This is a genomic window from Streptomyces sp. P3 (assembly GCF_003032475.1).
Classification (GTDB): Bacteria; Actinomycetota; Actinomycetes; order Streptomycetales; family Streptomycetaceae; genus Streptomyces.
On sequence record NZ_CP028369.1, the window covers coordinates 4,923,377 to 4,942,224 of the forward strand.

Genomic DNA, 18,848 nt, shown 5'->3' on the forward strand with positions numbered 1-18,848 from the left:
CCGGCGGATCGGCCCGGCCCGGTGCGTCTGCGGGTCGACGACCGGAACGGCCTGGCGAGCAGTACGGCGACCGTCTCGGCAGCCGACGGGCCGTCCGGCTCGGCGGGCCCGTGCTCCCCGGTGGTCCTGCCGACCGGGCAGTGGACACCCGCCGGGCGAGCTGCTCCCCGGGTCCGGGAGAGCCGTACCGGGCCCGAGGACGCGCGTGTCCCCGGCGGCCGGCATCGGCGCGGCGATCCGCAGCGGTGCGGGTCCAGGGGGGCCAGAGCGGGGTGGGCCCGAGCGGAGTGCGCGGGCGGGATGCGTCAGGTCGCCGACGGGTCCTGCGGCCCCCGCCCGGACAGCACCTCTCCGTACGCCTGCATCAGGTCGGGCAGGCGCAGCGTCGCCAGGTCGTCCCGGGTCAGCGCGCCCGGATAGGCCGACAGACGCAGGTCCCGGTAGGCGCAGCTCTTCTCGTACAGGGTGCGCAGAAAACGCCCGTTGCCGAGCTCGTCGATCCAGCCCTGGTCGACCACGTGACCGGCGATCGAGCGCAGCTCGTCCAACGCCTCCTCGTCCCACGCGTCGCCGTTCTCCGCGGCCAGCACCTCTCCGATGGAGGTGAGTTCGAGGGGACGGTAGGAGGGGAAGTCGACACGGGTCGTGAAACGGGAGGACAGCCCGGGATTGGCCGTCAAGAGGCGGTCCATGCCCTCCGGATAGCCGGCCAGGATCACCACCAGGTGGTCCCGGTTGTCCTCGGCCCGTTTCAGCAGCACCTGCAATGCCTCGTCGCCGTACACGTCGCCCTTGCCGTAACCGGAGTTCGAGAGCGAGTACGCCTCGTCGACGAAGAGCACGCCGCCGAGGGCGGAGTCGATCAGCTCGTTGGCCTTCACGGCGGTCTGGCCGAGGTACTCACCCACCAGGTCGGCCCGCTGGGCCTCCACCAGATGGTCGCCGCCCAGCAGGCCGAGGGCGTAGAAGACGCGGCCGAGGATGCGGGCCACCGTCGTCTTGCCGGTACCGGAGGGGCCGGAGAACACGAAGTGCCGCTTCGGCGGCTGGACCGGAAGGCCCTGGCCGGTCCGCAGCCGCGCCATGTTGAGCTGCGCCGAGAGCGCTTTGACCTGGCGTTTCACCGGCTCCAGTCCCACCATGCGCTCCAGCTCGGCGAGCGCCTCCTCGAGTAACGCGGGATCGGTGGGACCGGCCGGCAGCGGTGACGAGGAACGGACGGCGTGCGTCTCGCGCACCGCCGGGTCGGTCACCGAGGGCATGGGCACGACGGGCGGCAGGTCCGAGGGCTCGAGCCGCAGGTCTCGGCCCTCCGCGCCGAACAGCGGGTCGAAACCGTCCGGCCCGTCCGCCGTGTCCTGCCCCAGCCCGCTGAGCGTGATCGACGCCAGATCCGCCGTGTCGTCGTATCCGTCGCCCTCCGCGATGGCGGCGAGCCGGGCCGAGGTGTCCATGAAGGCGGCGTCGACGCGGTGCACCGCCCGGTACAGGGGGAGGGCGGCCGCCGAACGGCCGGTGCCCTCGTGCGCCCTGGCCAGCCAGTACCGCAGCTCCTTGCGCTGCGGCTGCTCGCTGCGGCAGCGCATCAGAGCCGCCGAGAGCAGCGGCTCGGCCTGCCCGTACATCTCCAGGCGCACCCGGGCCATCCCGCCGAACAGGCCGGCCTCGATGCACAGCAGCGGGTCGTCGAGCAGCGAGTCGGTGTACCGGACGAGTTGCTCCCAGTCCTTCACCAGGTACGCGCGACAGGCGTGCAGGAAGCGGACCTGGTGGTCGGTGTCGACGGGCGGGAGCCCGGCGAGGGCCCGGTCCAGTTCGGGCACGTGGCGGCCGTCGAGCCAGTGCGAGGCGTGGGCGAGCAGCAGGTCGCGGGGGCTCTCCAGTACCGGCTGCACCCACCAGCCCAGCCAGTACCAGGAGTTGAGGGTGCGGCGGTGCCGTGCGCGCTGCTCCCCGAACCGTTCGCGGTGGCGGAACATGCGCAGCAGCGCGGTCGTGGTGTCGACGCGCAGTGCGTGCAGTCCGAGCCAGCCGTCGGCCATCCCGGGATCGATCCGCACCGCGGTACGGAACTCCTCCTCCGCCTGCGGATAGGCGCCCATGGTGTAGGCGTCCACGCCTCGAAGCCAGGCGAGGTCGGCGGGGGCCTCGGGGCCCTGTGTGCCGAAGTCCATCACGTCCCCCACAGACCGTGCCCCCGTCGGTATGCCGCCGGGTCGTCGCCCGCCGGCTGCCTTGGTCGAACCGCTGTGCCGCGGACCGGAGTTGCCAGGTGCGCGCAGCAGCCGTCCAGGTCGCACCGAGGGCATCGTACCTGCGGGAAGGGTGCCTGCCGTAGGGCGCCGCACGGGCCGTTCGACGAGGTGGGAGCAGACGGGGCGCATACCGCGTGGTGACCCTCGGTGAGCGGATCGCTTCGCGTCCGGCCCGGAAAGCCAGCCGGGAACGGCTTCCGGGCAGAACGAAGCCCCCGGTCACGGGGGAACAACCGGGGGCTTCGCGTCCGAGCGCGGCTGCGGTCGCCGCGCATTGAGAACGTAAGTCCTGTCCGGGCCGCCGGTCAAGCAGAGTCGGAGCACTTGGCGAAGTTCGGACGCGAGGGTCTTCACGAGTTCACCACACCGAGGGTGGTCCCTCACGGTGGGTGACATCGCGGTCCGGACCAGAACTCTTCCCGGGCCCCGGCAGCACCACGTACCCCTGCCCCAACTGCCGTACCAGCAAGGCGGCGTGCGGCCGCGACGGGTCCTCGGCGAAGTGGCGGACCTCGGCCGGAACCCACTCGTCCCAGAACGCGCGCTGCTCCTCTCCGTCGCGCGCCCGGCCGCGCGTCCAGGACTCCTCGGGCGGTACCTCCATCCACAGCACGCACGCCAGGAACGGCCGCAGGGCGCGGCGGCCCGCGCCGACCCCCTCGACCAGCACGGCGGGGGCGGCGGGCAGGACGCGGGGCGCGCCGAAGCGGTGGGCGCGCCAGTCGTAGGGCGTGTAGTGCGCGCTCTCGCCGCGGCCGAAGGGCTCGATCACCTGGGTGAGCAGACGGCCGGTCCACGAGAACAGCTCGTCGTGGGACGCGATGTCGTCGAGGTGCAGCACCGGGGCGCCGTCCAGTGCCTGTGCCAGCCGTCCCGCGAAGGTGGACTTCCCCGAGCCGGCGTGCCCGTCGACGCCGATCAGACGCACCGGTCCGCAGGACGGCGACAGGCGGCGGAGCCGGGAGGCGAGCTGGCGGATGACGGATCCTGGGGTGCGCGAGGCCGACGGGGCGTGGGGCGGCGGGGTTGCTTCGGTGTGGCGGCGTTGCTTCGGTGTGGTGGTGCGTCGGTACAGCGGTGTTTCGGCCCGGAGATGCTTCGGTGCGGCGGTGCTTCGCCGTGGCGGGTGAGTCTACGGGGCCGCCGCCGCCCTCGGTGGGCCGGATGCCGGTGGGCCAGACCGATGGTGGTGGGCGTGGCACGGGCCCACCTGCTGGAAGCCGCGTGCGGCTCGCCCCATAGTGGCCGGACAGCCGCGGAGCGACACCGGGCTGTACAGAGTCGTACGGACCGCACAGACCCTCGGGAGCGTCCACCCATGAGCAGACCCTTGAGCAGAGTCGAACAGCCGTCCCGCAGAACGGTCCTCGCCGCCACGGTCGCCGCCGCGGTCGCCGGGGGGTCGTGCCCCTCCGCGTCGGCCGCGTCCGCCGCCGAGGCGACCGGGGCGGCGGACGCCGAAGCGGCGCCGTCCCGAACCGTCGACTACCGCGGCTGGACGACCTACGCCGACTGGCGCTCCGGCCTCGCCGAGGGCACCCGTGCCCTGGCGGGGGTCCGCCCGGGGGTCTCCATCGCCACCCCGCTCGGCGTCGTCGATCACACCGACCGGCACAGCGGCACGACCGCGTCGTGGGAGTACGCGACCTGGACGTCGCCCCTGCACCGGCTCACCGTCCCCGCCACGGAGGCGATCGCCTCCTGGAACGCGAGCACCCCGGCCGGCAGCTGGCTCCAGGTCGAGTTCCGGGGCACGTACTCCGACGGCACGGACACCCCCTGGTACGTCATGGGACGCTGGGCCTCCGGGGACCAGGACATCAAGCGGTGCTCGGTCGACGGCCAGACCGACGGCACAAGCACCGTATGGACCGACACCCTCGCGATCGACGACGCCGCGAGCGGGTTGCGGCTCGACGCGTACCGCCTCCGCCTCACCCTGTATCGCCGTCCCGGCACGAAGGTCACGCCGACCGTGTGGCGGCTCGGGGCGATGGGTTCCGACGTGCCGGACCGTTTCACCGTGCCGGCCTCCGTGCCCGGCCTGGCGCGGGAACTGCGCGTGCCCCGTTACTCGCAGGAGATCCACCAGGGCCAGTACCCCGAGTACGACAGCGGCGGCGAGGCCTGGTGCAGCCCCACCTCCTCGCAGATGATCGTCGAGTACTGGGGCGGCCGGCTCACCGACGAGCAGCTCGCGTGGGTCGACCCCTCCTACGCCGACCCGCAGGTGTGCCACGCGGCCCGCCACACCTACGACCACCAGTACGCCGGCTGTGGCAACTGGCCGTTCAACGCGGCCTATGCGGCCACCTTCGAGGACCTGCAGGGCGTGGTCACCCGGCTCGGCTCCCTCACCGACCTCGAGACGCTGATCGGCGCGGGCATCCCGGCCATGACGTCACAGTCCTTCCTCAAGGGGGAGCTCACCGGAGCGGGTTACGGGACCTCCGGGCATCTGATGACCGTGATCGGCTTCACCGCCGAGGGCGACGTGATCGCCAACGACCCGTTCTCGGCGGACGACGCGGCGGTGCGGCGGGTGTACCCGCGGCGGGAGTTCGAGGACATCTGGCTCAGGACCAGGCGTCGCAACGCGACGGGCAAGGTGGTCTCCGGCACGGGCGGCGTCTGCTACCTCTACTTCCCGGCACGTCCGAGCGCCCGCCAGCGCCAGGCTCTGACGGCGGTGGGAATCCGGATGTGAGCAAGATCTCTGCCACAAAAGACCCGGCGGGTGGCAGGGTGGACGGATCGGTGGGGGGATCCACCAGTACGTCCGACTTCAGCGAGACACCATGACCGCTCAGACAGCCACTGTCACCCGCACCCGTACCGGCGGCCCCGAAACCGACGGCCCGAAGATCCTGGAGCACGCCCTGGGCTGGGTCCTCGTCGCGGTTTTCGCGATGCTGGTCACCCAGCTCGGGCTGCTCTGACGGGTGTGACCTGACACACGGTTGACCTGACATACTGCGGATGTCCCGCCGACTGCCCGAGACCAGGGTCGAAATTGAATATCAGTGAACAGCGCGAAGTCGTACGTCCCCGGGCGCGCGGCACCGAGCGCTCACTGGCGCGTCGCGCCGAACTCATCTCCATCGGCCGGAAGTTGTTCGCCGACACGTCCTACGACGCGCTCTCGATGGACGACATCGCCCGGCAGGCGCATGTCGCCAAGGGGCTGATCTACTACTACTTCCAGTCCAAGCGCGGCTACTACCTGGCCATCATCCAGGATTCCGTCGCCGATCTGGTCACCTTCGCGGCGAGCGGCCTCGAACTGCCCCAGGTGGACCGGGTGCAGCGCACCATCGACGGTTATCTGCGCTATGCCGAGCACAACCAGGCCGCCTACCGCACGATCGTGAGCGGCGGCGTCGGCTTCGACACCGAGGTCCACGGCATCCGGGACGGCGTGCGCGCGGCGATCGTGGCGACCATCGCCGAGGGTGCGTACGGCCGCAGTGACGTGCCGCCGCTGCCGCGCATGGGTCTGCTCGCCTGGGTGTGCAGCGTCGAGGGGGTCACGCTGGAGTGGATCGACCGTCCCGAGCTCACCCGTGCGGTCATGGTCGAGCTGCTGGTGAAGACCCTGGGGGGCGCCCTGCGCGCCATCGAGGACCTCGACCCGGCCTTCCCGGCGCCGAAGCCGGCCCGGCGCGAGGGCTGACAGGCAGGGCATGCGCACGGCGCGCACCGCCGGCGGTGCGCGCCGCACGGCGACCCCACCCGCCGGCGGTGCGGACCTGCCGAGGGGGCCGCGCGGGTGTGAGGGCTGACGGGCCTACGCCCCGGCCGCGACCCGGCCGGTGGGCTACCCGATCGCCCTGACACGGTCCGCCGTTCGGCGGGTCATCGCCCCTCGTCCCTTGGATTCGCGAGGCCGCTGAACTGTCCCCTCCGTACCTGCGGCGCGGCGAGCCGCACCCACTCCGGGTCATGACGCCCCGGCAGGGTGCGGCCCCGGTCGGCCCAAGTCCGCAGCAGGTCGCGGTAGATGGGCGGGTCCTGAGGGGGCGGCGGAGTCAGCGGAACCGATTCTGCGTTCACGGGCTCCGGACGTACCGGTGCGGAGAGCCGATGGTGACGCCCGGGAGCAGCCGAGTTGGTGGGTGCCATACCAGGGCAACGCGGGTCCGCGCGACCCGGTCACCGGCGGGCAGGGGCGCGCGTGAGTTCGGGATGTGCTCCCGGGGGCCGCTGAGACGTCCGTGCCGGCGTCCGTCACGGACGTCGCCGTCCCGGTCGGTGAGGGCGCGCCGATCCCGCACCACGGCCCGAGGCCGGCCATGGTGCAGTCCTGTCACGGGAGTCGAGCCGCGGCGGCGGGTGCGGCAACGCCGCTCAGGCGGCCGCGCGGCGCGTCGCCGGGGCGCGCATCGCGGGCACGCGCATCGGGCGCGAACCCGGGCCGCCGACGTGCGAGAAGGGCTGGGTACGCCAGTCCAGCCCCTGAGGAAGCGTCAGCAGGAGCGCGGTGTCCTGCCCCTGGAGTTCCGCGGACTCGTCCGCGGGACGGGCCTCGGCCGCCGAGCGCCCCGTGCCGGCGCAGACCGTGAGTCCGAACGGATTCCACGGAGAGGCGCACAGCGCGTGCTCCGGAAGGCTCTCCTCGTCCGCGAGCAGCGCGATGGGCTGCGCGCAGTCAGGGCAGATCACCCGGTACATCTCGAAGGTGTCGTACGCGTCGACGTGCTCGGCGGCGTCACCGTCGAAGCCGTCGGCGTCGAAGGGTTCGACGCCCTCCGGCTCGGGCTCGCCGACGGACTGGAGCCGCTTGGGCGCGGTGCGACCAGGGCGCTTGGGACTCTGCATGTGCTTCTCCCCCTCGGGCTGGGTCGTGACGGCAGTGCGGTCTCGACCACAGCAAGCACTTCCCTGCCCGTCCCGGCGGTAACCACCGGGGCATCACGAAGCGTTCACGAGTGCTGTGGCATTCGTCACATGCCGCTCGCAGGTGCCCCGCACGCGAACGCTCCCGCGCGGCGCCCGGTCGTCGCGCGGGCCCGCTCCGGACACATCACAAACGGGGTATGACCTGCGCTGCATAGGTATACGCGGAGATCGCGCTGCCTGTAAGTTCTTGCGCCATGGAGGAGCTGGACCGACAAATCGTGCAGCTGCTCGTCAAGGACGGGCGGATGAGCTACACCGATCTGGGCAAGGCCACGGGCCTGTCCACATCTGCCGTGCACCAGAGGGTGCGAAGGCTGGAACAGCGCGGCGTCATCCGCGGATACGCGGCCGTCGTCGACTCGGAGGCCGTCGGGCTGCCCCTGACCGCCTTCATCTCGGTGAAGCCGTTCGACCCCAGCGCCCCCGACGACATCGCCGAGCGGCTGGCGGACGTGCCCGAGATCGAGGCCTGCCACAGCGTGGCCGGCGACGAGAACTACATCCTCAAGGTGCGCGTGGCCACCCCGCACGAGCTGGAGGAGTTGCTGGGGCGGCTCAGGGCGCTCGCGGGAGTGTCGACGAGGACGACGGTCGTCCTGTCCACCCCCTACGAGGCCCGGCCGCCGCGGATCTGAGGAGCCCCCTGGGGGACGGGCGCCCCCGGGGAAGCGCGAGACTGTTCTCCATGAGCGAGCACGCCCCCGAGCCCAAGACCGTCCTGCTCCGCCGAGGAGAGGTCCACAGCCCCGCCGATCCCTTCGCGACCGCGATGGTCGTCGAACGCGGTCAGGTCGCCTGGGTCGGCTCCGAGGGCGCCGCCGACGCCTTCGCCGGCGGCGTCGACGAGGTGGTCGACCTGGACGGAGCCCTCGTCACCCCGGCGTTCACCGACGCCCATGTGCACACCACGTCCACCGGCCTCGCGCTCACCGGACTCGACCTGTCCGCGGCGCCATCCCTGGCGGCCGCCCTCGCCCTGGTGCGCGAGTTCGCGGTGTCCCGCCCGCAGGACAAGGTGCTGCTGGGCCATGGTTGGGACGCCTCCCGCTGGCCGGAGGGCCGCCCGCCCCGGCGCGCGGAACTGGACGAGGCGGCCGGCGGCCGGCCGCTCTACCTCAGCCGGATCGACGTCCACTCGGCCGCGGTCACCACCGCCCTGCTGGCACTCGCCCCCCGGGCCCGGGACGCGGCAGGCTTCGCCGACGAAGATCCGCTCACCCGCGACGCCCACCACACCGTCCGCGCCGCCGCGTTCGCAGCCGTGACGCCCGCCCAGCGCGCCGAGGCCCAGCGCACCGCCCTCGCGCACGCCGCCTCGCTCGGCATCGGATCCGTCCACGAGTGCGCCGGCCCGGAGATCTCCTCCGAGGACGACTTCACCGACCTGCTTCGGCTCGCCGCCCGGACGCCCGGCCCCCGCGTCGTCGGCTACTGGGCGGAGCGCGACGTCGACAAGGCCCGCGAGCTCGGAGCCCTCGGAGCCGCGGGGGACCTGTTCGTCGACGGAGCCCTCGGCTCCCACACCGCCTGTCTGCACACTCCGTACGCCGACGCCGGGCACACCGGAGCCGCCTACCTGGACGCCGACGACGTCGCCGCCCACGTGACGGCCTGCACCGAAGCAGGGCTCCAGGCGGGCTTCCACGCCATCGGCGACGCCGCCGTCACGGCCGTCGTCGAGGGCGTCCGCGCCGCCGCCGAGAAGGTCGGCCTAGCCCGGATCCGCGCCGCCCGCCACCGTGTGGAGCACGCGGAGATGCTCACGCCCGAGACCGTCGCCGCCTTCGCCGAACTGGGACTCACCGCCTCCGTCCAGCCCGCCTTCGACGCCCTGTGGGGCGGCGAACAGGGAATGTACGCGCAGCGGCTGGGCGAGGACCGGGCGAGGACCCTGAACCCGTTCGCCGCCCTGCTGCGGGCCGGCGTGCCGCTCGCCTTCGGCTCCGACAGCCCGGTCACCCCGCTCGACCCGTGGGGGACCGTGCGCGCCGCCGCCTTCCATCGGACCCCGGAACACCGGGTCTCCGCCCGCGCCGCGTTCACCGCGCACACCCGTGGCGGCTGGCGGGCGGTCGGCCGCGACGACGCGGGGGTGCTGGTCCCGGGCGCACCGGCCGACTACGCGCTCTGGCGCACGGACGAACTCGTGGTCCAGGCCCCGGACGACCGTGTCGCCCGTTGGTCCACCGACCCCCGTTCCGGAACCCCGGGACTGCCCGATCTGACGCCCGGCAACGACCTCCCGGTGTGTCTGCGCACCGTGGTGGGCGGCCGGACGGTGTTCGTGCGGCCGAGCGAGTGATCTCCCGGGGCGACCCGGAAAAGATCACCCGTCCGCCCGTCGTCGTGCGCTGCGGGTCTCCTCCCGGCTGACCTGCGCGTTGACGAAAGACCCGCAGGTCGCACCGCTGTTGACAGCTGACGGCGGAAGGCCGGTAGGTTCGGCGGAGTCCACCACCGGACGCCCCGCCGGGGAACATCCGCGCACTCGCCGCGGCGCCGCTGGGTCAGGGACGGTGTGCCGAACCGGCGCATCTCCACTGGCAGCCAGGCTCAGCGCCCGCGCCGCAGCGAGGGAACGTTCCGGACGGTCGGGGAGGTGTGACCCGGGTGGGGCCCGGTTGCTCAGTAGACAACGGCTTTCGGTCGACCCGCAGCCAGCGGGTCCCGGGCCGGCCCGAAGGGCGCCGGGCCCCCATCCGCAGCCGTCCCGCACGCGTGCGGGCCAGGGCTCGTGGCCGGTGGCAGCGCCTGCGCGCACGGCAGGGCCCGTGCGTACATACAGGCCCAAAAGCACATTGCTACCCCGCTTCCGTGGGTTCGACACCGACGTTCGAACGTCCTGTCCCGTCATCGCAGGCCGGGGCCCACTAAGGTGGTCTCCGGCGTACGGACATGAAGGGGCAGCAGTGAACGACGGCGACGGGACCCTCGCGGCACAGGACCGGGGGAGGATGTTCGGTCCGCTCGGTACGGCCTTGGTGATCATCCCGACCTACAACGAGGCGGAGAACATCAAGAGCATCGTCGGCCGGGTGCGGGAGGCTGTTCCCGAGGCCCACGTCCTCGTCGCCGACGACAACAGTCCCGACGGCACCGGGCGGCTCGCCGACGAGCTGGCCGCGGCGGACGACCAGGTCCGGGTGCTGCACCGCAAGGGCAAGGAAGGTCTCGGCGCCGCCTACCTCGCGGGCTTCCGCTGGGGCCTGGACAACGACTACGGCGTGCTGATCGAGATGGACGCCGACGGCTCCCACCAGCCCGAGGAACTGCCCCGGCTGCTCACCGCGCTCAAGGGCGCCGACCTGGTGCTCGGCTCGCGCTGGGTGCCGGGCGGTCGGGTGGTGAACTGGCCCAGGTCCCGCGAGGTCATCTCGCGCGGCGGCAGCCTCTACTCCCGCCTGGCCCTCGATCTGCCCCTGCGGGACATCACCGGCGGCTACCGGGCCTTCCGCCGCGAGACCCTCGAGGGGCTGGGTCTGGACGAGGTCGCCTCCCAGGGCTACTGCTTCCAGGTCGACCTGGCCCGTCGCGCGGTCAAGGGCGGCTTCCATGTCGTCGAGGTCCCCATCACCTTCGTCGAGCGCGAGCACGGCGACTCCAAGATGAGCCGCGACATCCTCGTCGAGGCCCTGTGGCGGGTCACGGCCTGGGGCGTGGGGGAGAGGGTCGGCAGGATCACCGGACGGAGTGCCGGCCGGACCGAGCGTCCGCAGGCGCCCGCCAGGTCGCACAGCGAAGGCTGATCGCCCCCTTACGTCGCTCTGAGCCGGGTCCGGGCACACTGGAAGCATGACGACAGGAGCTCCGACCCCCGTACACCCGATCCCCGACCGCCCAGGCCGTCCTCAGCCCCAGCCCCGCCGCTCGCGACTGCGCACGTTCTTGCCGCTGGGCCTCGCCGGCTGGCTGGTGCTGGAGATCTGGCTGCTGACGATGGTCGCCGGAGCGTCCTCGGGCCTCGTGGTGTGCCTGCTCCTCGTCGCCGGGTTCGTGCTCGGTTCGGTGGTCATCAAGCGGGCGGGCCGACGCGCCTTCCGCAACCTCAACGAGGCGCTCCAGCGGGGCGCCGCCCCCGGCCGCGGGGGCAACGGCCTGATGATGCTCGGGGGGCTGCTCCTGATGATCCCGGGCCTGCTCTCCGACGCGGTCGGCCTGCTCCTGCTCCTGCCGCCGGTCCAGAAGGCGGTCGGCGCCTTCGCCGAGCGCCGACTGCGTGTGGCGGCGGCCACTCCGGGCACTCTGGGGGACGCCTTCCAGCAGGCGCGCATCCACCGCCCCGACGGCAAGGTGGTCCAGGGAGAGGTCGTCCGGGACGACCGGTAGACCGTTCGTCCCGGGACGAACGGCAGACGGTGCGGCAGGCGCCGGCTCCCGGCTCCCACGTCTGACCGGCACCGGGCGCGCACCGGGCACAGCCCGAGGGCGTCCCGGCACCCGGCCCCTGTTACCCGGCCCGGGGCGCCGGGCCTGAGCCGGCCCGCTACTCCGGCGGGCCGACCGCGGCGGCCGAAGGCGGGCGGCAGAAGGAAGGCGGACGGCAGCACGAAGACCGCGGGCGCCGTACGCATGTTCACGTACGGCGCCCGCGGTCATCGGCGTGCGTGTGGTGCAGCCGGCCTCAGCCGTGCAGGGCCTATGCCGACTTGCGGCTGTCCCGGGGATGCACCGCAAGGTTCATCGCCCCGGACCGCAGAACGGCCAGCCGCTCCTCGAGGACCTCTTCGAGTTCCTCGCGCGTCCGCCGCTCCATCAGCATGTCCCAATGCGTACGCGCGGGCTTGGCCTTCTTCTCCTCAGGGCCGTCGCCGTCCACGAGGAGTGCAGGGGCTCCGCAGACCTTGCACTCCCACTCGGGCGGAATCTCCGCCTCGACCGAGAAGGGCATCTCAAACCGGTGCCCCTTCTCACATGCGTACTCCACGGCCTGGCGCGGGGCCAGGTCGATGCCGCGGTCCGTCTCGTAGCTGGTCACCACGAGGCGCGTGCCGCGAAGAGCTCGCTCACTCATGAATCGTGCCTCCCGGGCTTGTCGCCCACAGGACAGGTGTCGCTGTCGTCGTCATCCGGTCAACGTCCGGTCGGCGGTAAAGATTCCCGTACCGAGTCCCGTTCCGGGTCGTGGGTCGCCGTCGTAGCCGCAGCCTTGTCAACCAGTGCAGTACCCACCGGCGCCCGGTTTGTCACATCTGAAAGGAGATGTCACCCAGCGTTTCGGTGTCTTTGACACGCAGTAACGGTACGCCTGGCAGGCCAAACGCGTACACTACCGCCCTTTCGTCCTGAGTGCTAAATCTTGTCGGGCACCGGGTTCCCCGCGTCGCCGATCGCCCGCCGCACGGGCACCCGCGCCAGCAGCAGGAACCCGATGACGAAGAAGGCCACCAGGGAGACGATTGCGTCCCGGTAACTGCCGGTCAGCTGGTAGGTGAGACCGAACAGCAGCGGCCCGAGCCAGCTCATGCCGCGGTCGCTCATCTCGTACGCCGAGAAGTACTCGGCCTCCTTGCCGGGCGGGACGAGATGGGAGAAGAGGGAGCGGGAGAGGGCCTGGCTGCCGCCGAGGACCAGCCCGATGGCGCCGGCCAGCACGAAGAACGCCGCAGGCGCTCCCGCCGGCAGGAAGTACCCCGCGCCCAGGGTGAGCGTCCAGGCCACCAGAGATCCGAGGATCGTCCGCTTCGCGCCGTAGACCCGGGCCAGGCGCCCCATGCCTAGCGCGCCCGCCACGGCGAGCACCTGCACCAGCAGGACCGCCCCGATCAGCGTGGCCTGGCTGAGGCCGAGCTCCTCGGAGCCGTAGACCGAGGCCTGGGAGATCACGGTCTGGATGCCGTCGTTGTAGACCAGGTAGGCGAGGAGGAAGGCGAGCGTCAGCGGGTGGCGGCGCATGTCGCGGACCGTCGCGGCGAGCTGGCGCAGCCCCGGAGCCGTCGCCTCCCGCACCGCGGCCGGCCGGTCGCGCAGCCGCAGCAGCGGGATCACCGTGAAGCCGCCCCACCACAGACCGGCCGAGGCCAGACAGATGCGGACGGCGGCGGACTCGGAGACGCCGAAGGAGTCGTGGGCGAGGTAGAGCACCAGGTTCGCGACCAGCACCAGCGACCCCGCCGCATAGCCGAAGGCCCATCCCCGCGAGGAGACCGCGTCGCGTTCCTCGGGCGGGGCGATCTGCGGCAGATAGGAGTTGTAGAGCATCATCGCCACCGACTGGGCCGCGTTCGCCACGACCAGCAGCGCGCCGCCCAGCAGATAGCGGTCGCCGCCCAGGAAGAACATGCAGGCGGTGGCCGCGGCGCCCACATAGGCGGCGATACCCAGCAGGGGCTTCTTGCGGCCGGACCGATCGGCGGCGGCACCCACGAGGGGCATCACGAGGACGGCGACGATCACGGACAGGGAGACCGAGTACGCGAAGAAGGAGCCGGCGCTGACCGGGATGCCGAGCGGATGCACGTACCCGTCGGCGTCCGCTGCCTTCTTCGCGACCGAGGTCAGGTACGGCCCCAGGAACACGGTGAGCACGCTCGTCGAATAGACGGAGCACGCCCAGTCGTAGAAATACCACCCGCGCTGCTCGCGCCGCCGCCCGGCGGCCTCCTCGGACGCCGCCGTCCGCACGGTGTCGATGCCCACCCGTGCCCTCGCTTCCCGCTCCCGGAACCCGCGCGCGGGCGACGGGCCGAGGTCAGACCCAGACGCCCCGGTCCTGCATGACCTTGCGCAACGTGTCGATGTGATCGGTCATGATGCCATCGACCCCCAGGTCCAGGAGCCGGTGCATCCGATCGGGTTCGTTGATCGTCCACACGTGCACCTGCAGCCCGCGCGCGTGCGCGGCGCGGACGAAACGCCGGTCCACCACCTGGACCCCCGACCGCACCTCGGGCACCTGCGCGGCGATCGCCGAGCGACGCAGCGGCGTGGGCACACCCCAGGAGCGCAGCCGCAGGCCGAGCACGCCCCGGGTGCCGTACGACGTTGCGAGGCGAGGGCCGGCCAGCCGCTGGGCACGGGCGACGCGGGCCTCGGAGAACGAGCCTACGCAGACGCGGTCCCACGCGTCCGTACGGCCGATGAGATCGAGCAGGGGGTGCAGGGCGGGTTCCGCCTTGACGTCGATGTTCCACCGCACCTCGGGGAACGTCTCCAGAAGCTCCTCGAAGAGCGGCACCGGTTCCTCGCCGCCCACGCGCGCGTGGGCCACGTCCGACCAGGGGAGGTCGGCGATGCGCCCCGAGCCGTCCGTCACCCGGTCCAGCGTCGTGTCGTGGACGGCGACGAGCCGGCCGTCCCGAGTGGCGTGCACGTCGGTCTCGATATAGCGGTAACCCGCCTCGACCGCGCGCCGGAACTGCGCCACGGTGTTCTCCAGGCCGTCCGCGGCCCCGCCGCGGTGGGCGATCGGGATGGGCCGCGGGTGATCGAGGTACGGGTGGCGTACGGGGCTGGTCACGCACGCAGTATCGCTCCCCGGGGCGCCCCTGCGGCAACGACCGTGCTGGCGGCGGCCGGCGTGCGGACGGCGAACGTCCGCAGGAAGAACTGGGCGAGCGGGCCGATCGCGACCGCGTACAGCACGGTGCCGACGCCTATGGTGCCGCCGAGCGCGAACCCGGTCACGACGACCGCCGCCTCGACCGTCGTCCGCATCAGACGGATCGAGCGCCCGGTGCGCCGGTGCAGTCCCGTCATCAGTCCGTCGCGCGGGCCGGGTCCGAGGGCGGCCGCGATGTAGAGGCCGGTGGCGGCTCCGTTGAGCACGACGGCCGCCGCCATCAGGGGAACGCGCACGGCGAGCGCGTGGGCCTCGGGGACCAGGGCGAGCGTGCCGTCCATCACGACGCCGATGACCAGCACGTTGGAGATCGTGCCGAGCCCCGGGCGCTGGCGCAACGGGATCCACAGCAGCAGCACCACCGCGCCGAGAAGGGTCGTCACGACCCCGATCGACATTCCGGTGAGCTCGGCCAGGCCCTGGTGCAGCACGTTCCAGGGCTCCAGCCCGAGACCCGCCTTGACGAGCAGTGCCGAGCTGGCGCCGTAGAGCGCGAGGCCGGTGTACAGCTGGATCAGCCGTCGCGGCAGTTTTCCCGGCGCCGGACGTCGCCGCGTCGGACGCCGGAGAAATCCTGTGGTCTCCAAGAGGTGCCCCCAGTGGTGGTAGTGGCCTGACTCGTGACACTCTGTGGCTGGGAAGTGGAAGTCATCCATGGCCAATTCGGGGAAGGTGGACTGGTATTCATGGCGCAGTGGACCTCGGCGGTGGGGGCCGCCCAGCTCGCGCGGCTCCTCAAGTCCCAGCAGGACCGCCCGGCGGGCCCGGGCTCGCGTCGGCCGCCCGCCTACCGGGCACTCGCCGACGGCGTCCGGCTGCTGGTGCTGGAGGGCCGTGTGCCCGTCGCCGCGCGCCTGCCCGCCGAACGGGAACTGGCCCTCGCCCTGTCCGTGAGCCGGACCACCGTCGCCGCCGCCTACGAGGCGCTGCGCGCGGAGGGGTTCCTGGAGTCCCGGCGGGGCGCCGGGAGCTGGACGGCCGTTCCGGCGGGCAACCCGGTCCCGGCCCGCGGCCTGGAACCGCTGCCGCCCGAGGCCCTGGGCTCGATCATCGACCTGGGCTGCGCGGCCCTGCCCGCGCCCGAGCCGTGGCTCACCCGCGCCGTGCAGGGCGCGCTGGAGGAACTGCCCCCGTACGCCCACACGCACGGGGACTATCCGGCGGGCCTGCCCGCGCTGCGGACGATGATCGCCGAGCGGTACACCGCGCGCGGGATTCCCACGATGCCCGAGCAGATCATGGTCACGACGGGCGCGATGGGGGCCATCGACGCCATCTGTCACCTGTTCGGCGGGCGTGGGGAGCGCATCGCCGTCGAGTCGCCCTCCTACGCCAACATCCTCCAGCTGATGCGCGAGGCGGGCGCCCGTCTGGTGCCGGTCGCCATGGCGGACGGACTGGCCGGGTGGGACATGGACCGCTGGCGCCAGGTGCTGCGGGACGCCGCGCCGCGCATCGCGTACGTCGTCGCCGACTTCCACAACCCGACCGGCGCGCTCGCCGACGAGGACCAACGGCGCCGTCTCGTGGAGGCCGCCCGATCCGCCGGGACGGTCCTGGTGGCCGACGAGACCATGAGTGAACTGTGGCTCGACGACGACGTCGAGATGCCGCGGCCGGTGTGCGGCTTCGACCCCGCGGGCTCGACGGTGATCACGGTCGGGTCGGCGAGCAAGGCCTTCTGGGCCGGCATGCGCATCGGCTGGGTGCGGGCCGCCCCCGACGTCGTGCGCAGTCTCGTCGCGGCCCGCGCCTACGCCGACCTGGGCACGCCGGTGCTGGAGCAGCTGGCGGTGAACTGGCTGTTCAGCACCGGAGGCTGGGAGCAGGCGGTGGAGCTGCGGCGCAGCCAGGCCCGGGGGAACCGGGACGACCTGGTCGCCGCGCTGCGCCGCGAGCTGCCGGACTGGGAGTACACCGTGCCCAAGGGCGGGCTGACGCTCTGGGTGAGGGCCGGGGGGCTCTCCGGATCGAGGCTGGCCGAGGCGGGGGAACGGGTGGGCCTGCGGGTGCCGTCGGGGCCCCGCTTCGGCGTCGACGGCGCCTTCGAGGGCTATGTACGGCTGCCGTTCACCGTGGGGGGCGCGGTGGCGGAAGAGGCGGCCGCCCGCCTGTCCGCCGCAGCGCGGATCGTGCGGAGCGGAGGGACGGCGGGGGGCGAGGGGCCGCGTACGTTCGTGGCGTAGGGCGTAGGGCGTAGGGCGTAGGGCGTGGGGCGTAAGGCGGCGGACGGGGCGGGGCGGCGTAGGGAGTGGGGCGCGAGGCGCGAGGGCTCGGCCGGGTGCGGACGACGTGCAAGCGGGGTGCGGCCGGCCGTGGGTCACGGCGGTCGCGTCACCGGCACCCGCACTGTCGCCGTGCGTCCCGCCTCGCCTGCCCGCCGGGCGTGCGTTCCCTACTCCGCGACCGCCGCTTCGGCGGCGGCGGTTTCCGGCGCCGCGGTCGACGCCGCCGCAGCGTCCTGGGTGACGGACTGCCGGGCGGCAGTCTGCGGGACGGCCGTCTGCGGGTCCGAGGTCGGTGCGGCCGCGGTCTTGGTGATCACGACCTTCGCGACGGGGGTCTCGACCGGCGCCGGCGCCGACAGCGGCTCGGTGTCGGCGGGCGCGGAGCGCGGCGGCAGCAGGTCGAGCACGGCCGACCGGTGCGCGTCGCTCGTCGCGTCGTCGTACGGGTCCGGAGTGGCCGGGACCTGGAGCCGGTGCACCGGCCCGGAGCCCAGCCTGGCGTAGCCCCGGCCGGACGGCACGTCGTCGACCGGAGTGGTGTGCGGGGGCGCGCCGAGGACCGTCTGCAGCTGCTCCCTCGAAGCCGGGCCGAGCACGACGCGTGCGCGTGTGTGCTGTCGTACCGCCTCGTTCAGGGAGTCCAGGGCGTCGAACTGTTCGGCCACGACGACCGTGACGGCGGCCGCGCGGCCGTGCCGGAGGGGAACCTGCAGCAGGGACTGCGGATCCCGGTGGCCCTCCGCCTCGGCCAGATGGGTGAAGACGGTGGGCCGGTCCAGAACGATCCACAGCGGGCGCTTGGTGTCCTCCGGCGCGGGTTCGCCCGCCTGCCGGGCGCTGTTGGCGGCGATGAGCCGGCGCTCGGTCTCGCCCGCCGCCCACTCCAGACCGGCCAGCGCCCCGGAGAGTCCGACCTCGACGCCCAGGACGCCGTCCCGGCCGGCCAGGCAGGCGTACTCACCGGTGCCGCCGCCCTCGACGATGAGCACGTCCCCGTGCTGGAGGGCCTGCAGTGCGATGGAGCGCAGCAGGGTCGACGTGCCGCTGCCGGGCCGGCCCACCGCCAGCAGATGCGGCTCGGTCGAGCGGATGCCGGTGCGCCAGACCACCGGCGGGACGTCACGCCGGTCCTCGCCGAACGAGAGAGGCAGCGTGCGCTGGACCCCGGCGGGGTCGGTGAAGCCCAGGACCGTCTCACCGGGGGCGGTGACGAAGCGCTGGGCGGAGATGTCGGTGGGGAGGGGGGACAGCACGCTGAGCGTCAGTTCGTTGCCCTCCTCGTCCCAGACGAAGAGGTACTCGCGGCCGCGGCCGGACTTCGCGGCGAGCAGCTGCTCGATCCGCGCGCGCGGGCCGGGCTCGCCGTCCGGGAAGTACGCCGGGTAGCGGATCACCAGATGGGTCACGCGGCCCGAGTCGTCGAACTCCTGTGTGGGGAAGGCCTCCTCCCAGTCGCCGCCGTGGGCGTACAGGGGAGTGGGATCGTCGGCCGTCGAGAAGTACGGGACCAGGGCCTCGTACAGCACTTGGAGCCGCTGGATCTGCGACTCGTCGGGGCCTTCGGGAGCCGCTGGGTTGCGGTCCCTGCCCTGCCAGGCCGCCGCAGCCGCCAGGGTGATGACGGCGAGCAACGGGCCGTACGGCACGAGTGCGACGACAAGGATCACGGAGGCCGTCAGGAACAGCAGCGGCCCGCGTTTGTCCTTGGGCGTCTCGGTCCACCTGCGCCGCCCGGCCGAGGCCAGCCGGCGCAGTCCGCGGGACACGGTGATCAGCGGATGGAGGACGTCGGTGGCGCTGTCGGCTGCCGTCCGGGCCAGCTCCCTGCTCCGGGCGATCTGTGCGCTGCCTGTGCTCAGGATGCGGGGGAGGGGGCGCCGGGCCACTTCTGTCTCCTGGTGGTGCGTA

17 protein-coding genes are annotated in these 18,848 nt (G+C 72.8%); 8 read left to right on the forward strand and 9 right to left on the reverse strand.

What is annotated here, in order from left to right; translation table 11 throughout:
- Window positions 1-305: 305 nt before the first annotated feature.
- The gene (locus C6376_RS22215) at window positions 306-2,174 is read right to left on the reverse strand and encodes an AAA family ATPase (RefSeq protein WP_107445039.1); all 1,869 of its coding nucleotides are present in this window, start codon (window positions 2,172-2,174) and stop codon (window positions 306-308) included.
- Between the two features lie 439 nt (window positions 2,175-2,613).
- Entirely contained in the window at window positions 2,614-3,183 is a 570-nt protein-coding gene (locus C6376_RS22220; protein WP_319593919.1) for a hypothetical protein, read from the reverse strand.
- 402 nt (window positions 3,184-3,585) lie between these two features.
- On the opposite strand from C6376_RS22220, the gene C6376_RS22225 reads away from it, so the two are divergent.
- The 3 genes from C6376_RS22225 (at window position 3,586) to C6376_RS22235 (ending at window position 5,928) form a co-directional block, all read left to right on the forward strand.
- Window positions 3,586-4,962, forward strand: a complete 1,377-nt coding sequence (locus C6376_RS22225) for a peptidase C39 family protein (RefSeq protein WP_107445041.1) — start codon at window positions 3,586-3,588, stop codon at window positions 4,960-4,962.
- A 91-nt stretch (window positions 4,963-5,053) separates the two neighbouring features.
- Window positions 5,054-5,194, forward strand: a complete 141-nt coding sequence (locus C6376_RS22230; RefSeq protein ID WP_107445042.1) for an SCO1431 family membrane protein — start codon at window positions 5,054-5,056, stop codon at window positions 5,192-5,194.
- Between the two features lie 74 nt (window positions 5,195-5,268).
- On the forward strand, window positions 5,269-5,928 hold the full coding sequence (locus C6376_RS22235) for a TetR/AcrR family transcriptional regulator (protein WP_107445043.1): 660 nt from the start codon (window positions 5,269-5,271) through the stop codon (window positions 5,926-5,928).
- 182 nt (window positions 5,929-6,110) lie between these two features.
- Here the strand turns inward: C6376_RS22235 and C6376_RS45350 are convergent, their stop codons facing one another.
- Window positions 6,111-6,308 carry a hypothetical protein gene (locus tag C6376_RS45350; protein ID WP_107445044.1) on the reverse strand — a complete coding sequence of 66 codons (198 nt, stop codon included), beginning with the start codon at window positions 6,306-6,308 and terminating at the stop codon, window positions 6,111-6,113.
- Between the two features lie 294 nt (window positions 6,309-6,602).
- Window positions 6,603-7,073, reverse strand: a complete 471-nt coding sequence (locus tag C6376_RS22245) for a hypothetical protein (RefSeq protein ID WP_107445045.1) — start codon at window positions 7,071-7,073, stop codon at window positions 6,603-6,605.
- 275 nt (window positions 7,074-7,348) lie between these two features.
- On the opposite strand from C6376_RS22245, the gene C6376_RS22250 reads away from it, so the two are divergent.
- The 4 genes from C6376_RS22250 to fxsA all read left to right on the forward strand — a co-directional run bounded on the left by C6376_RS22250 (window position 7,349) and on the right by fxsA (window position 11,480).
- Complete coding sequence (locus C6376_RS22250) at window positions 7,349-7,789, forward strand: Lrp/AsnC family transcriptional regulator (RefSeq protein WP_057583720.1); 441 nt, start codon at window positions 7,349-7,351, stop codon at window positions 7,787-7,789.
- A 50-nt stretch (window positions 7,790-7,839) separates the two neighbouring features.
- Window positions 7,840-9,456: an amidohydrolase gene (locus C6376_RS22255; protein WP_107445046.1), complete on the forward strand. Its 1,617-nt coding sequence runs from the start codon at window positions 7,840-7,842 to the stop codon at window positions 9,454-9,456.
- Window positions 9,457-10,063: 607 nt separating this feature from the next.
- Entirely contained in the window at window positions 10,064-10,900 is an 837-nt protein-coding gene (locus C6376_RS22260) for a polyprenol monophosphomannose synthase (protein WP_107445047.1), read from the forward strand.
- Between the two features lie 46 nt (window positions 10,901-10,946).
- Window positions 10,947-11,480: an FxsA family membrane protein gene (gene fxsA, locus C6376_RS22265; RefSeq protein WP_107445048.1), complete on the forward strand. Its 534-nt coding sequence runs from the start codon at window positions 10,947-10,949 to the stop codon at window positions 11,478-11,480.
- Between the two features lie 310 nt (window positions 11,481-11,790).
- On the opposite strand, the gene C6376_RS22270 is transcribed toward fxsA, so the two are convergent.
- From C6376_RS22270 to C6376_RS22285, 4 genes are all read right to left on the reverse strand, one after another.
- Window positions 11,791-12,165, reverse strand: a complete 375-nt coding sequence (locus C6376_RS22270) for an RNA polymerase-binding protein RbpA (protein WP_020128921.1) — start codon at window positions 12,163-12,165, stop codon at window positions 11,791-11,793.
- 278 nt (window positions 12,166-12,443) lie between these two features.
- Entirely contained in the window at window positions 12,444-13,790 is a 1,347-nt protein-coding gene (locus C6376_RS22275; protein WP_107445049.1) for an MFS transporter, read from the reverse strand.
- A 52-nt stretch (window positions 13,791-13,842) separates the two neighbouring features.
- A complete protein-coding gene (locus tag C6376_RS22280) occupies window positions 13,843-14,610 on the reverse strand; it encodes a glycerophosphodiester phosphodiesterase (RefSeq protein WP_107445050.1) in 768 nt (255 codons plus the stop codon).
- Complete coding sequence (locus C6376_RS22285) at window positions 14,607-15,299, reverse strand: YitT family protein (protein ID WP_107445051.1); 693 nt, start codon at window positions 15,297-15,299, stop codon at window positions 14,607-14,609. Before C6376_RS22285 ends, C6376_RS22280 begins: the two co-directional genes overlap by 4 nt.
- 99 nt (window positions 15,300-15,398) lie before the next feature.
- Between C6376_RS22285 and C6376_RS22290 the strand changes: the two genes are divergently transcribed.
- Window positions 15,399-16,898 (forward strand): PLP-dependent aminotransferase family protein, encoded by a 1,500-nt coding sequence (locus C6376_RS22290; protein WP_107445052.1) that lies wholly within the window; start codon window positions 15,399-15,401, stop codon window positions 16,896-16,898.
- Between the two features lie 209 nt (window positions 16,899-17,107).
- Here the strand turns inward: C6376_RS22290 and C6376_RS22295 are convergent, their stop codons facing one another.
- A complete protein-coding gene (locus tag C6376_RS22295) occupies window positions 17,108-18,826 on the reverse strand; it encodes a hypothetical protein (RefSeq protein ID WP_107445053.1) in 1,719 nt (572 codons plus the stop codon).
- Window positions 18,827-18,848: the final 22 nt, after the last annotated feature.